The organism is Chromobacterium rhizoryzae, from assembly GCF_020544465.1.
Taxonomy (GTDB): domain Bacteria; phylum Pseudomonadota; class Gammaproteobacteria; order Burkholderiales; family Chromobacteriaceae; genus Chromobacterium.
Genome location: NZ_CP066126.1, coordinates 1,219,451 through 1,232,274, shown reverse-complemented (window position 1 = coordinate 1,232,274; position 12,824 = coordinate 1,219,451). Strand labels below are relative to the sequence as shown.

At 63.4% G+C, this 12,824-nt stretch carries 15 protein-coding genes and 3 tRNA genes; 11 read left to right on the top strand and 7 right to left on the bottom strand.

The window, feature by feature from the left end:
• Window positions 1-45 precede the first annotated feature (45 nt).
• The 5 genes from guaA to JC616_RS05625 all read left to right on the top strand — a co-directional run bounded on the left by guaA (window position 46) and on the right by JC616_RS05625 (window position 4,303).
• Window positions 46-1,629, top strand: coding sequence for a glutamine-hydrolyzing GMP synthase (guaA, locus tag JC616_RS05645; protein WP_107798321.1), 1,584 nt, complete (start codon window positions 46-48; stop codon window positions 1,627-1,629).
• A gap of 244 nt (window positions 1,630-1,873) precedes the next feature.
• Window positions 1,874-3,181: an MFS transporter gene (locus JC616_RS05640; RefSeq protein ID WP_107798320.1), complete on the top strand. Its 1,308-nt coding sequence runs from the start codon at window positions 1,874-1,876 to the stop codon at window positions 3,179-3,181.
• Between the two features lie 136 nt (window positions 3,182-3,317).
• Window positions 3,318-3,635 (top strand): DUF883 family protein, encoded by a 318-nt coding sequence (locus tag JC616_RS05635; RefSeq protein ID WP_048415023.1) that lies wholly within the window; start codon window positions 3,318-3,320, stop codon window positions 3,633-3,635.
• Between the two features lie 3 nt (window positions 3,636-3,638).
• Window positions 3,639-4,028: a phage holin family protein gene (locus JC616_RS05630; RefSeq protein ID WP_227107155.1), complete on the top strand. Its 390-nt coding sequence runs from the start codon at window positions 3,639-3,641 to the stop codon at window positions 4,026-4,028.
• Complete coding sequence (locus JC616_RS05625) at window positions 4,025-4,303, top strand: hypothetical protein (RefSeq protein WP_107798318.1); 279 nt, start codon at window positions 4,025-4,027, stop codon at window positions 4,301-4,303. Before JC616_RS05630 ends, JC616_RS05625 begins: the two co-directional genes overlap by 4 nt.
• On the opposite strand, the gene JC616_RS05620 is transcribed toward JC616_RS05625, so the two are convergent.
• A complete protein-coding gene (locus JC616_RS05620) occupies window positions 4,304-5,296 on the bottom strand; it encodes a hypothetical protein (protein WP_227107153.1) in 993 nt (330 codons plus the stop codon).
• Window positions 5,297-5,400: 104 nt separating this feature from the next.
• Here JC616_RS05620 and tadA point away from each other — a divergent pair, with 104 nt between their 5' ends.
• The 3 genes from tadA to JC616_RS05605 are packed head-to-tail and all read left to right on the top strand — an operon-like array spanning window position 5,401 to window position 7,209.
• Window positions 5,401-6,135 (top strand): tRNA adenosine(34) deaminase TadA, encoded by a 735-nt coding sequence (gene tadA, locus JC616_RS05615; RefSeq protein ID WP_227107151.1) that lies wholly within the window; start codon window positions 5,401-5,403, stop codon window positions 6,133-6,135.
• Between the two features lie 4 nt (window positions 6,136-6,139).
• Entirely contained in the window at window positions 6,140-6,796 is a 657-nt protein-coding gene (locus JC616_RS05610; RefSeq protein ID WP_227107149.1) for a L,D-transpeptidase, read from the top strand.
• The gene (locus JC616_RS05605) at window positions 6,796-7,209 is read left to right on the top strand and encodes a DUF2721 domain-containing protein (protein ID WP_019104308.1); all 414 of its coding nucleotides are present in this window, start codon (window positions 6,796-6,798) and stop codon (window positions 7,207-7,209) included. Before JC616_RS05610 ends, JC616_RS05605 begins: the two co-directional genes overlap by 1 nt.
• 85 nt (window positions 7,210-7,294) lie before the next feature.
• On the opposite strand, the gene JC616_RS05600 is transcribed toward JC616_RS05605, so the two are convergent.
• From JC616_RS05600 to JC616_RS05585, 4 genes are all read right to left on the bottom strand, one after another.
• Window positions 7,295-8,047, bottom strand: a complete 753-nt coding sequence (locus JC616_RS05600) for a class I SAM-dependent methyltransferase (protein ID WP_227107147.1) — start codon at window positions 8,045-8,047, stop codon at window positions 7,295-7,297.
• Between the two features lie 336 nt (window positions 8,048-8,383).
• Window positions 8,384-8,459, bottom strand: a tRNA-Thr gene (locus tag JC616_RS05595).
• A 153-nt stretch (window positions 8,460-8,612) separates the two neighbouring features.
• A tRNA-Pro gene (locus JC616_RS05590) sits at window positions 8,613-8,689 on the bottom strand.
• Between the two features lie 81 nt (window positions 8,690-8,770).
• Window positions 8,771-8,847, bottom strand: a tRNA-Pro gene (locus JC616_RS05585).
• 94 nt (window positions 8,848-8,941) lie between these two features.
• Between JC616_RS05585 and JC616_RS05580 the strand changes: the two genes are divergently transcribed.
• From JC616_RS05580 to JC616_RS05570, 3 genes are all read left to right on the top strand, one after another.
• The gene (locus JC616_RS05580; RefSeq protein WP_227107145.1) at window positions 8,942-9,925 is read left to right on the top strand and encodes a recombination-associated protein RdgC; all 984 of its coding nucleotides are present in this window, start codon (window positions 8,942-8,944) and stop codon (window positions 9,923-9,925) included.
• A gap of 548 nt (window positions 9,926-10,473) precedes the next feature.
• On the top strand, window positions 10,474-10,614 hold the full coding sequence (locus JC616_RS05575) for a hypothetical protein (protein ID WP_158274229.1): 141 nt from the start codon (window positions 10,474-10,476) through the stop codon (window positions 10,612-10,614).
• 147 nt (window positions 10,615-10,761) lie between these two features.
• The gene (locus JC616_RS05570; protein ID WP_227107143.1) at window positions 10,762-11,541 is read left to right on the top strand and encodes a DODA-type extradiol aromatic ring-opening family dioxygenase; all 780 of its coding nucleotides are present in this window, start codon (window positions 10,762-10,764) and stop codon (window positions 11,539-11,541) included.
• Here the strand turns inward: JC616_RS05570 and JC616_RS05565 are convergent.
• Together JC616_RS05565 and hemB are read right to left on the bottom strand one after the other, a co-directional pair.
• Window positions 11,538-11,729, bottom strand: a complete 192-nt coding sequence (locus tag JC616_RS05565; protein ID WP_107798312.1) for a hypothetical protein — start codon at window positions 11,727-11,729, stop codon at window positions 11,538-11,540. The two genes, JC616_RS05570 and JC616_RS05565, sit on opposite strands and share 4 nt — an antisense overlap.
• Window positions 11,730-11,790: 61 nt before the next feature.
• The gene (gene hemB, locus JC616_RS05560) at window positions 11,791-12,795 is read right to left on the bottom strand and encodes a porphobilinogen synthase (protein WP_107798311.1); all 1,005 of its coding nucleotides are present in this window, start codon (window positions 12,793-12,795) and stop codon (window positions 11,791-11,793) included.
• Window positions 12,796-12,824: the final 29 nt, after the last annotated feature.

Below are 12,824 nucleotides of genomic sequence, written 5' to 3'. Positions count from 1 at the left end.
TATCTCAATCATCACGGCCGCACGGCCCACAACATTTCCTGAAGGATAGGCATGGACAAAGTCCTCATTCTCGATTTCGGCTCTCAGGTCACCCAACTGATTGCCCGCCGCGTACGCGAAGCTCACGTTTACTGTGAGCTTCATTCGTTTGACATGCCGCTGGAAGAAATCCGCGCCTTCGCGCCCAAAGCCATCATCCTCTCCGGCGGCCCCAACTCGGTGTACGAATCCGACTACCAGGCCGATCCGGCGCTGTTCGAACTCGGCGTTCCGGTGCTGGGCATCTGCTACGGCATGCAGTTCATGGCTCAGACCTTCGGCGGCAAAGTGGAAGCCGGCGACAAGCGCGAGTTCGGCTACGCCCAGATCAAGGCCCGCCATCACTCCAAACTGCTGGAAGGCCTGCAAGACCAGGTGGACGACGCCGGCAACGGCTTCCTCGACGTATGGATGAGCCATGGCGACAAGGTCACCGGCCTGCCGCCGGGCTTCAACGTCATCGCCGAAACCCCGTCCTGCCCGATCGCGGCCATGGCCGACGAGAGCCGCGGCCTCTACGGCGTGCAGTTCCATCCGGAAGTGACTCACACCAAGCGCGGCACGGAAATGATCCATCGCTTCGTGCTGCACGTGGCCGGCTGCAAACCCAGCTGGACCATGCCCAACTACATCGACGAAGCGGTGAAGAAGATCCGCGAGCAAGTGGGCGACGAAGAAGTCATCCTCGGCCTGTCCGGCGGCGTGGACTCCTCGGTGGCCGCCGCGCTGATCCACCGCGCCATCGGCCCGCAACTGACCTGCGTCTTCGTCGATCACGGCCTGCTGCGCCTGAACGAAGGCAAGATGGTGATGGAAATGTTCGCGCAGAACCTGGGCGTGAAAGTGGTTCACGTGCAGGCGGAAGCCGACTTCATGAGCAAGCTCGCCGGCGAGAGCGACCCGGAGAAGAAGCGCAAGATCATCGGCGCGGAATTCATCGAGGTGTTCGACCGCGAATCCGGCAAGCTCAGCAACGCCAAATGGCTGGCCCAGGGCACCATCTACCCGGACGTGATCGAATCCGCCGGCGCCAAGACCAAGAAGGCCCACACCATCAAGAGCCACCACAATGTGGGCGGCCTGCCGGAAGACATGAACCTCAAGCTGCTGGAGCCGCTGCGCGAGCTGTTCAAGGATGAAGTGCGCCAATTGGGCGTCGCGCTCGGCCTGCCGCACGACATGGTCTACCGCCACCCCTTCCCGGGCCCGGGCCTGGGCGTGCGCATCCTGGGCGAAGTGAAGAAAGAGTACGCCGATCTGCTGCGCCAGGCCGACGCCATCTTCATCGAAGAACTGCGCAACACCGTGGACGAGAAGAGCGGCAAGAACTGGTACGAACTGACCAGCCAGGCCTTCGCCGTGTTCCTGCCGGTGAAATCGGTGGGCGTGATGGGCGACGGCCGCACTTACGACTACGTCGTCGCGCTGCGCGCCGTGGTCACCAGCGACTTCATGACCGCCCACTGGGCGGAACTGCCGTACAGCCTGCTGGGCCGCGCGTCCAACCGCATCATCAACGAGGTCAAGGGCATCAACCGCGTGGTGTACGACGTGTCCGGCAAGCCGCCGGCCACCATCGAGTGGGAATAAGCGCCCTCCTCTCAACCCCGGCAGACGCCGGGGTTTTTTCTTGTCCGCGCCCGGCGCAATTTATGCCGTTAAAATGCAACTGACTATCGCAACATTTCCCGACACGCGCTAAACTGGCGGCATGTTTGCCATACCGCCATATTCGCATTGCCTTAAGCAGATTCCAGCCCTGCGTCCAGCCCTTGCCGGCGCGCATTGAATCCGACTCCAGCCCCTCCTTCGCGCCACCGTCACCCAAACCGTCATGAACGCCATCGCCACGCCCGCCGCCGCACTTTCACGCTCCGACTACCGCACCCTGGGACTGGCCGCGCTGGGCGGCGCGCTCGAAATCTACGACTTCATCGTCTTCGCCTTCTTCGCCGCCACGCTCAGCCAATTGTTCTTCCCGCCGCAGATGCCGGAATGGCTGCGCCTGCTGCAAACCTTCGGCATCTTCGCCACCGGCTACCTGGCGCGCCCGCTGGGCGGCATCCTGATGGCCCACTTCGCCGACCGCCTGGGCCGCAAGCGCATGTTCAGCCTCAGCATGCTGATGATGGCCGGCCCCTGTCTGCTGATCGGCCTGCTGCCCACTTACGCCCAGATCGGCTATCTGGCGCCGCTGCTGCTGCTGTGCCTGCGGCTGCTGCAAGGCGCGGCGGTGGGCGGCGAGGTGCCCAGCGCCTGGACCTTTGTCGCCGAACACGCGCCGGCGCGCCATCGCGGCTACGCGCTGGGCCTGTTGCAAGCCGGCCTGACCATGGGCTATCTGCTGGGCGCGCTGACCGCCACCCTGCTGGCCGAAGTCTTCAGCCCTCAGCAAATGCAGGACTACGCCTGGCGGATTCCGTTCCTGCTCGGCGGCCCGCTCGGCCTGTTCGGCGTCTGGCTGCGCCGCTGGCTGAATGAAACGCCGGTATTCCTGTCCCTGCGCTCTCAGCGGCAGGAGCGCGCCTACCCGCTGCTGGAAGTGCTGCGCGCGCACCGGAGCACCCTGCTGCCGGCGGCGCTGCTGACCTGCGTGCTGACTTCGGCCGTGGTGATTCCGGTGGTGGTCACCCCCACCTTGCTGCAGCAGCACTTCGCCTGGCCGGCCAAGGACGCCTTCGCGCTGGGCAGCCTCGGCATCGTCTTCCTCAACATAGGCTGCGTGATCGCCGGCCGCGTCACCGACCGCGTCGGCCCGTTGCGCAGCCTGATCCTCTACAGCCTGTTGTTGCCCGTGGGCGTGGGCCTGCTCTACGCCAGCCTGATCGGCGGCTGGCGCTGGCCCGGCCTCGCCTACGCCGTCGCCGGCCTGTGCTGCGGCATCGTCGGCGTGGTGCCCTCGGCGATGATCAGTCTGTTTCCCGCCGACATCCGCGTCTCCGGCATCGCCGTCACCTACAACATCGCTTATTCGCTGTGGGCCAGCGCCGCGCCGCTGCTGCTGATCGCCGCCACGCCCTGGAGCCCCTGGATCTCGGCCCTGTTCAGCCTGGCCATGGGCGGCGTGGGCTTGTACGCGGCCAGCCGTTTCCGCGCGCCACGGCTTCCGCAGTGGGAAAACGTCGCCTACGGCCGGATTTGACGCAGGCGAAAGCGGTCAAATCCAGTGTTTGACGTCATTGGCCCAGCCTGATAGGTTCATGGTAGCCAGCTTGATTGCTGCACCGCGAGAGTCCTGCCTTCGCGGAATTCCCATTCATTTTCACCAGGAGATCTTTATGTCCAATGCCGCTGCAATCGCCAAGGAAAAAGAACAATTACTGGATGACGTGCGCCAGGTTCTGGTCAGCACCGAAGAGCTGATCGACGCCTCGCTGGACGACGGCAGCCAGAAAAGCAAGGAAATCCGCCAGCGCGTCAACGAAAAGCTGAAGCTCGCCAAGGCCAAGCTGCTGGACGCCGAGCAAGTGGTGGTCGGCAAGGCCAAGGTCGCCGCCAAAGCGACCGATCAATACGTGCATGAAAACCCGTGGAAATCCATCGGCATCGCCGCCGGCGTCGCCTTCCTGCTGGGCATGCTGGTTTCCCGCCGCTAAGGCATGCCGCAACGCCAATCTCCGCCCCGCCCCGGCAGCCTGCGCTCCTTCGCCGGCGGGGTGGCCTCCTTGCTGCTGACCCGGGCGGAACTGCTGTCGCTTGAAGCTCAGGAACTGAAAGACGACATCATCGGCAGCCTGTTCACCGGCATGCTGGCGCTGATCCTGATCGCCGTGGGCCTGATGGCGGGCCTGCTGCTGGTCTGGGCGCTGACTCCGCCGACTCTGCGCGCCTGGGCGCTTGCCGCCTGCGCGCTGCTGTTCTGCGGCGCGGGCGCCTGGCTGGCCTTCCGTCTGCGTCGACGGCTGCGCGAGCAAGGACCGGCCTTCGCCACCACATTGGAAGAAGTGCGCAAGGACTGGGCGGCCTTGGGCGGCGGAGACGCGCCGTGAACCCGAGAGACCGCGCCATCAAGAAACAATTGCTGGTGATGAAGGGCGAAGCGCTCAGGGTCAAGCTGCGCCTGGAGCTGGACACCCTGCGCCGCCATCCTCTCGGCGCCGCTGGAGAAGGCCTGAAAGCCTGGGGCCGGCACCGCGGGCTCGGCAAGATTCTGGCCGTGCTCGGCAGCCTGCTGCCGCCGGGCGGAAGGTTGCAATCCTGGCTGGGCACCGGCGCGCGGCTTTGGGCGCTGTGGCAGCTGGGACGCCGCTGGCTGCGCCGCTGATCAAGCCTGGACGTTCACGCCCCCGCCGGCTTCCGCCTCAAGGTGGACCTGGACGTCCATCTCTCCGTTCTCCGACACTTCCCCGGTCGCCAACATCTTCTCGATGCCGGCCATGTCCTTGTCCATCTCCTTCATCATTTTCCTGAGCTCTTGATCGGCCTGCAGTTGACGCGTCTGCTGCTTGAGCCAGTTTTGCAGCTGCTTCAACTTCATCATGATGTCCTGGATCACCCGGTCGCCCGCCACCGGATTGCCGCCGGCCAGCGGATTGCCCCCGCCGGCGCGCGGCGTTGCGCCGTCGTCGCGCGCGGTCGCTCCCGCGCTTTTGTCGCCATTGGCCGCGGCCGCGTCGCCACGCGCGCCGGCGGCCGACGCATTGCCTTCCCCATCCTTTGTCTGCCGCGTTTCGTCCTCGGCGGTTTGCGCCTTGGCTTCAATCTGCGCCTGGGCGGCGGCGCCGGAAACGTCTCCGCCGCCGCTGGGCGACTCCGGCGCGGCCTCGCTCGAAGCCGCCGCGCTTGCCGCCGCCGCCGCGTCGCTGCCTACGCTGATCGGCATCATCGAATCGGCGGCGTTCTGCGTCATGCTGGCCACCAGCTGCTTAAGCTCCTTGACCGCGCGCGCCAGCTCCGCCGCCAGCGCTTTCAGGCTGGCCTTGTCCCGGCCCGCCATCTGCGCCATCTGCAGCAACATATCCACCTTCTTTTTCAGCATCTCCTTCTGCATGCCGTCCACTTCGGGCGAACGCTTGGGCAAGGGCCGCAAGGTCACCTTCAATTGCTGCATGAACTTGCCCAAGCTTTGCTGCAAGGAGGATTGCAACTGCTGACGCGCTTGTTGCGCCGGACCGGACTGCAAGGAAGCCGTTGGAGCGGCGGTCTGGGCCGTTGCGGACTCGGCGGACGCAGCTGAAGCCGCTGGCGCGGCGCGACCGGCCGGCGGCTTGGATTGGGACAGCGCATAGGAGGCGGAATAGGGCTTTATCACGGGCATATAAGAAAAAACCTATGGTTATGACATTCTATCGGCCGTGCAGGGGATTTCTTTACGCTAAAATCGACATCATGCAAGACAAATCCGTCCCACCCGCTGAAACCATGGCGAGCCGCGCTCAACTGGCCTCGCCCCCCTTGCCGCCCGCGGCCATCGCCTGGCTCGCCGAAATCGGCATTGTAGACGCCGACGCCCTGAGGCAACGCGGCCCGGTCCTGGCTTTCTTGCAATTGAAAAGCCGCGGACGCACCGCCACCCGAAAGCTGTTGTTCGCGCTGGAGGCCGCCTGCCGCGGCATTCATTGGAACCAACTCGGCGACGAAGCCAAAGACGCCTTGCTGCGGCAATTGGCCGCGCATCCGCCCGTGGCCGCCCCGCCGCCCGAGGCCGAGATCGCCCGTCATCTGGCGCTGGCTCTGGAGCTGGCCGCCCAGGCCGGTTCGGAGGGAGAGATTCCGGTGGGCGCCGTCGTCGTCCGGCAAGGCGAAGTGATAGGACGCGGCTACAATCAACCTATAGGCCGACGCGACCCCAGCGCCCACGCCGAGATCATGGCCCTGCGCGACGCCGCCGGCCTGCTGGGCAATTACCGCCTGGACGGCTGCGATCTGTACGTGACACTGGAACCCTGTCTGATGTGCAGCGGCGCCATCATGCACGCCCGCATCGCCCGCGTGATTTACGGCGCGCCCGACGCCAAGACCGGGGCCGCCGGCAGCGTGCTGGACGTTTTTGCCGACAGCCGCCTCAATCACCACGCCGCGGTGTTCGGCCAGCAACAGGCGGACGCCTGCGCGCAACCGTTGACGGCGTTTTTCCAAACCCGTCGGAAAGGCTGATGCCATGCTGCGACTGATGCTCGCCCTGTCCTTGAGCGCGTCCGCCTTCGCCGGCGACGCGGAAGACGACGCCGCGCTGGCGATGGACCCATTGGCGGCGGCGGCTTTCGCGGTTCAGCAGCAGGCCGCCGCGCCCTTGCTGGACACCTCCCCCAATCCGCGCCATTACGGCGCGCCCTGGATTCTGGTCGGCGTGCGCAGCCAGACCCTGCGCCGCTACGACGGCTGGGGGCTGTTGCAACGCGAATATCAGGTGTCCACCGCGCGCAAGGGCGTGGGAGAAGTCAGCGGCAGCTACCAGACCCCGCGCGGCTGGCACCGGGTCTGCGAACGCATCGGCGCCGGCGTGGAAGCCAACACCATTATTTTCCGCCGCAAAGTGACGCCCTGGAAGTACACGCCGGAACTGCACATCCAGTACCCGAACAAGGACTGGATCCTCACCCGCATTCTGTGGCTGTGCGGCGAAGAGCCCGGAAAGAACCAAGGCGGCGAAGTAGACAGTTATAATCGAGCCATTTACATCCACGGTGCCGGGGACCACGTGCCCTGGGGCACCCCCACCTCCCTCGGCTGCGTCCGCATGAAGAACCCGGACGTAATCGAACTATTCGACGCCACCGACAACGGCATTGATGTCCTGATTGATGAGAACGCCTGATGCACTCCGCGCTGACCCTGACCACGCCCGCCCTGCTGTTTCCCGCCATTTCCCTGCTGTTGCTGGCCTATACCAACCGTTTTCTCGGCCTGGCCGGCATCATTCGCAATCTGTACGAGGAGTACCGCGATAGCCAGGACCCCAAGATCCTGCGCCAGATCGGCAATCTGCGCACCCGCATCACCTTGATCAAATGGATGCAATGCCTGGGCATCGCCAGCCTGTTTCTATGCACGGTGGCGATGTTCCAGGTTTATACCGGCTGGCAGGCTTGGGGGGAGCTGACTTTCGGCATCAGCCTGCTGTGCATGATTTGCTCGCTGGCGGTGTCGCTGATCGAACTGCTGCGTTCGTCCGACGCGCTCAACATCCTGCTGTCCGATCTGCAAGCGGAATACGACAAGCGGCGCTGAAAGCCGGCCCGCCGCCGGCTACGCGCGGCGGGCGGTGCTGGATTGCTTGCGCCGGCAGATGGCGCGGAATCGGTTGTAGAACCCGTTACGCCGGGCGCCGCGCCACCAGCAGGCTCAGCGGCATGCTGACCCGGCACACCTGATCGCCATCGCCCCAGGCGCGGGCGATGCGGCTGGAGGCATCGTCCAGCACATGCTCGCCCAGAGTCTGTTTGCATAGCTTGCTGGCGGACAGCGTGTTGAGAAAGCCCAGGTATTGCTCCAGCGTCCAATCGCAATCAATCGCCAGATCCGGCGTTTCCAGCACGGGCAGCGGGCAGCCCGCGGTGCTGTAGCCGTCCCACAGTATCTGGCAGCGGCTGGACCAGAACGGTTCGATGATGGACGTCAAAATCGCCGCGGCGCGGTCCACTTCGGGGGACACCCTGCATAGATGATAACCCCAGGCGGCGAACACGCCGCCCGGCTTGAGCACCCGTCCCACCTCCGGCCAGAACGACGGGAAATGAAACCAATGCAAAGCCTGCGACACCGTGATCAGATCAAAGGCGGCGTCGTCGAACGGCGTGACCTCGGCCGGACACTCGCGGTAATACACCTGATTATGCGCCTCGGCCTGACCCAGCTGCGCGGAGCTGATGTCCGTGGCGTCCACGCGCGCGAAACTGTCCCCCAACCTCACCGCGGTCTGACCGTTGCCGGTGGCGCAATCCCAGGCTCGCCCATATTCGGCGCACTGCGGCAATAGCCACTGATACAAGGCCTCCGGATACGCCGGACGAAACCGGGCGTATAAATCCGAATACAGGCTGAAAGTAGCAACGGAATTGGATAGCATGTTCGCTCTCTACAATTGCTGTAGCTTTCCATTAGATGACAGCCTAGACCGTCATGTCCATTCGTCATAACAGACGTTCACAATATATTTCAGCCCAGGCGCATTCTCAAGCCGCCCGCAATGCGGGCGGACTTCTGTCCATCGTGCCCGGCCACAAAAATGCTTATATCATAATCTGTCGGCAATCGCCAGCCGTCGCGACGGCGTCCGGCTCCGGATTTTCAAAGCGAGGCCAGGGGAATCAAATAGGCGGGAAGGGGGAAAACCGGCAAGAGGCGCGCCGGAAACGCAAAAAAGCCCGCATGGCGGGCTGATTGCTGTTCTAAAGCGGGATTGTGGTGCCGGTAAGAGGAGTCGAACCCCCGACCTTCGCATTACGAATGCGCTGCTCTACCAACTGAGCTATACCGGCACATCACTCCGCCCTGAAGCAGAGCGCGTAATAATAAACAGTTTCCTGCGATTTGAAAAGGGGCGTCGGCCATTTCCAAATAACCGGCTTGATTCTTTAAGCCCCCAATGCAAAAACCCTGAATTCAAATACTTGAATTCAGGGTTTTGAATCTGGTCGGAGTGAGAGGATTCGAACCTCCGGCCTCTACGTCCCGAACGTAGCGCTCTACCAGGCTAAGCTACACTCCGTTTTACTGCCTTCAGCGCCAAGCGCCGAGGAGCAGAAATTTACTACATCCGATGCTTTCTGACAAGCTTTTTCTAATTGACTGGTCGGAGTGAGAGGATTCGAACCTCCGGCCTCTACGTCCCGAACGTAGCGCTCTACCAGGCTAAGCTACACTCCGACGACCATCTTCAAGCTTGTCCGAAAACCACCCCGCTGCTGTCTTGGCTGCGGTACAATCTGTGGCATCAGAGGACGCGCATTATGGAACAAATATGTGGTTTAGGCAACTATCTTTTTACCGTTTGAATCAAGACGACGCCCCTAACAACGAACAGCTTTCCGCCGCGCTGGAAAAGCGTCCATTCCAGCATTGCATGGGACTGGACTGGTTCAGCGAGGGCTGGGTGCCCGCCGCCGGCCACCTGGAGGCGCCGGTCTACGCCGTGCGCGGCTGCCAGATGGTGTCTTTGCGCCGCGAGGACAAAGTGCTGCCCTCCTCGGTGATCCGCGACTTCGTCGATTTGAAAGTCGCCGAGATCGAAGACAAGGAGTTGCGCAAGGTGGGCCGCAAGGAAAAGCTGGCCCTGAAAGAGCAGATCACCGACGACCTGCTCCCGCGCGCCTTCGTGCGCAGCAGCCGGATGAGCGCCTATCTGGACACCCGCCGCGGTTGGCTGATGGTGGACTCGGCAGCCGCCAGCAAGGCGGAAGCGCTGGTCTCCAAGCTGCGCGAAGCGCTGCCGCCCTTCCCCGCCGCGCTGCCGCGCACCAAGATCGCCCCGCACACCGCGATGACGGACTGGCTGGCGGCAGGCGAGGCGCCAGCCGGCTTTGAGCTGGATTCCGATTGCGAGCTCAAGGACAGCGGCGAAAACGGCGCGGTGGTACGCTGCGCGCGCATCGACCTGACCGCGGACGAGATCCGCCAGCACATCGCCACCGGCAAGCAAGTGACCCGGGTTGGCCTGATCTGGCAGGAAAAGATCCGCTTCCAGCTGACCGATATGCTGCAGCTGAAGCGGCTGCAGTTCCTGGACCTGCTGCAAGACGAAGCCAGCCAGGCCGGCGATGACCGTGAAAGCCTGTTCGAAGCCACTTTCACCTTGATGAGCGAAGAACTGGGCGAACTGGTGGACGCGCTGGTCGCCGCGCTGGGCGGCCTGGAAGAAGCGCCCAGCCCGGCGGCTGTCGCCCCGGCGCAGGACAAGCAGCCCGCCGTCGTCGACGAAAACTCGGCGGAAGTGCCCTGGGACTAAGAGAGGGTTCGATGCTCGCCGCGCGCGCCGAGGCGAAGCACGGCGAGTGCGACATGCTCGCATGCAGCGTGCTCCGCCCAACTCTTTGACCGCAAGGCCTTGTCTCGCTCTGACGAGCGAGACTTGGACCGGCTCGCCGAGCCTTCCCGCCCCCGCAAGCGCTTCACGCTTGCGGGGGCGGCTCTTCATCGCTCCGTTCGCAAGCATCATAGCAATTAGCTAAGCATCAAGCAAAAACAATCAATTTAACAAATACAAAGCTTTGAGCGATACTCCACATACCTTAGCAAGGGAGATCGCAATGAAAACATTCGACTGGCAAGCGCTCTGGCTGGAAGTATGGGCCGGCTTCGCCTGGCTGCAATAAGAGCGGCCAACAAAGCCCTGATACCGCCTTACGGAGCGAAGGATTCCGCCTTTCCCCTCCGCTCCGGCCCACGGCTTCAACGCCCCCGTTTCAAGCCTTCCGCCACAGCGGCCGCTCCTGCGCGAGCGTTTATTTTGACATTCAAACAATAATGATTATCATTCAAATATAGGAGCGTCAAATGACCATGTATCGACAACAGCTGAGAAGGTTGAAACGGCAGCCATTGAGCGACAGGCAGAGCAAGCGCAACTGGCGGCGCATCATGGGCGTCCTCATCTTCATTGCCGGCTGTGCCATCCTGCTTGGCGGATTGAGTTAAAACCGGAGTAGGCCGTCCCTTTGCAAGACGAGCCGCCGCATCGCCAAATTGTTTCCAACAAGTAAACAATAAAGCCAATAAACTGCGGTTTATCAGAGAATCGCCGTGGCTTAAGCTGAAGCCATCTCTTGAATGAAAGCTTCAGCCATGACTGCTCGCCTACCTGCGCTGTTCATCTCGCACGGCGCCCCCACCCTGGTGCTGGAAGACAGCCCAAGCCGCCATTTCATCGCCCAGCTGGGAACGGAGTTGCCGCGCCCGCGCGCCATCGTCATCGTTTCCGCGCACTGGGAAACCCGCGGACTGGTGGTCAACCACAAGCCAAATCCGGAAACCATCCACGACTTCTACGGCTTTCCCGAGGCCCTGTACCAGTTGAATTACCCGGCCCGCACCGATGCGCAGCTCTGCGCGCGCCTGCACGAATTGTTCGCCGCCGCCGGACTGCCGGCGCAGAGCACCGAACAACGCGGACTGGATCACGGTGCCTGGACGCCGCTGATGCTGATGTACCCGCAGGCGGACATCCCCATCGTCAATCTGTCGCTGCCGCATCAGGCGCCGGCCGCTGAACTGATGCGCATAGGCGAGGCGCTGCGCCCGCTGCGCGACGAAGGCGTCCTGATCATCGCCTCCGGCAGCTACACCCATAATCTGCGCGCGCTGGCCCCGGAAGGCTCGGCGCCGGCGCCGTGGGCGCTGGCCTTCCGCGATTGGCTGGACCAGCAGTTGCTGAACGACGCCCGGGACACGCTGGCCGACTGGCTGCAGCAAGCGCCCTATCCGCGCCACAACCATCCCAGCGACGAACACATCGCCCCGCTGTGGGTGGCGCTGGGCGCCGGCACGCCGGGCGCGCCCGCGCTCAAGCTGCACGACGACTGGCGCATGGGCAATCTGTCCATGGCCAGTTGGCGCTTCGACTAGCCGCCCGCCGCCGGCGGCGCCTTATCGTCGTCTTCCTCGTCTTCATCGTCCCAGCCCAAGGGCTTGACCCCGGGCGGCAGATCCGGCGGCGGCTCGCGCCGGGACAGCCGGATCAGGATGCCCAGCGCCGTCGCCGCCGGCGCGGCGGCGATGAGAATCCAGAACAGGGTGGAATGCATCAAATCCATGTCCGCTCCCATGCAAAACGCCCCGGCCTGAGCCGGGGCGCGATGGCTTGTCCGCCTGCGCTCAGCGTTGGCGCAGCAAACGCGCCGCGTCCAGCGCGAAATAGGTCAGGATGCCGTCCGCTCCGGCGCGCTTGAACGCGATCAGGCTTTCCAGCATGCACTTTTCCTCGTTCAGCCAGCCGTTCTGGAAGGCCGCCTTCAACATCGCGTACTCGCCGGACACCTGATAGGCGAAGGTCGGCACCCGGAACGTGTCTTTCACTCGACGGATCACGTCCAGATAGGGCATGCCCGGCTTGATCATCACCGCGTCGGCGCCCTCTTCCAGATCCTGCGCCACTTCCTGGATCGCTTCGTCCAGATTGGCCGGATCCATCTGGTAGTTGTTCTTGTCGGCCTTGCCCAGATTGCCGGACGAACCCAAAGCGTCGCGGAAGGGGCCGTAGAAGCCGGACGCGTACTTGGCCGAATACGCCAGAATCTTGGTGTGGATGAAGCCCTCCTCCTCGAAAGCCTCGCGGATCGCGCCGATGCGTCCGTCCATCATGTCGGACGGGCCGAACATGTCCACGCCGGCCTCCGCGTGACAGAGGCCTTGCTTGATCAGGATTTCGGTGGTTTCGTCGTTGAGCACATAGCCGCTCTCGTCCATCACCCCGTCCTGGCCGTGAATGGTGTACGGGTCCAGCGCGCCGTCGGTCATCACGCCCAGCTCGGGGAAGCGTTTCTTCAATTCGCGAACCACGGTCGGCACCAGGCCTTCGGGGTTGTAGGCCTCTTGCGCGCTATTGTCCTTGCCCGATTCGATCACCGGGAACAGCGACAGCATCGGGATGCCCAGTTCCAACGCCTGTTCGGCGGTGTATAGCAGCTTGTCCAGCGTTTGGCGCGGCGCGCCCGGCATCGACGGCACTTCCACCACCCGGTTCTGCCCTTCCATCACGAATACCGGATAGATCAGATCGTTGGCGGTCAGCACGTTTTCACGCATCAGGCGGCGGGAGAATTCATCCTTGCGCATGCGGCGCATGCGGGTGGCGGGAAAATAGCGATTGGCGAAAATCATGACAATTCCATTAGAAGGATTAGCCCGGC

What these genes read in the sequence shown, in the direction of transcription:
- JC616_RS05640 (WP_107798320.1), top strand. Translation starts at nt 1,874, where the DNA reads ATGAACGCCATCGCCACGCCCGCCGCCGCACTTTCACGCTCCGACTAC.
- JC616_RS05635 (WP_048415023.1), top strand. Translation starts at nt 3,318, where the DNA reads ATGTCCAATGCCGCTGCAATCGCCAAGGAAAAAGAACAATTACTGGAT.
- JC616_RS05630 (WP_227107155.1), top strand. Translation starts at nt 3,639, where the DNA reads ATGCCGCAACGCCAATCTCCGCCCCGCCCCGGCAGCCTGCGCTCCTTC.
- JC616_RS05620 (WP_227107153.1), bottom strand. Translation starts at nt 5,296, where the DNA reads ATGCCCGTGATAAAGCCCTATTCCGCCTCCTATGCGCTGTCCCAATCC.
- tadA (WP_227107151.1), top strand. Translation starts at nt 5,401, where the DNA reads ATGGCGAGCCGCGCTCAACTGGCCTCGCCCCCCTTGCCGCCCGCGGCC.
- JC616_RS05610 (WP_227107149.1), top strand. Translation starts at nt 6,140, where the DNA reads ATGCTGCGACTGATGCTCGCCCTGTCCTTGAGCGCGTCCGCCTTCGCC.
- JC616_RS05605 (WP_019104308.1), top strand. Translation starts at nt 6,796, where the DNA reads ATGCACTCCGCGCTGACCCTGACCACGCCCGCCCTGCTGTTTCCCGCC.
- JC616_RS05600 (WP_227107147.1), bottom strand. Translation starts at nt 8,047, where the DNA reads ATGCTATCCAATTCCGTTGCTACTTTCAGCCTGTATTCGGATTTATAC.
- JC616_RS05580 (WP_227107145.1), top strand. Translation starts at nt 8,942, where the DNA reads ATGTGGTTTAGGCAACTATCTTTTTACCGTTTGAATCAAGACGACGCC.
- JC616_RS05575 (WP_158274229.1), top strand. Translation starts at nt 10,474, where the DNA reads ATGACCATGTATCGACAACAGCTGAGAAGGTTGAAACGGCAGCCATTG.
- JC616_RS05570 (WP_227107143.1), top strand. Translation starts at nt 10,762, where the DNA reads ATGACTGCTCGCCTACCTGCGCTGTTCATCTCGCACGGCGCCCCCACC.
- JC616_RS05565 (WP_107798312.1), bottom strand. Translation starts at nt 11,729, where the DNA reads ATGGATTTGATGCATTCCACCCTGTTCTGGATTCTCATCGCCGCCGCG.
- hemB (WP_107798311.1), bottom strand. Translation starts at nt 12,795, where the DNA reads ATGATTTTCGCCAATCGCTATTTTCCCGCCACCCGCATGCGCCGCATG.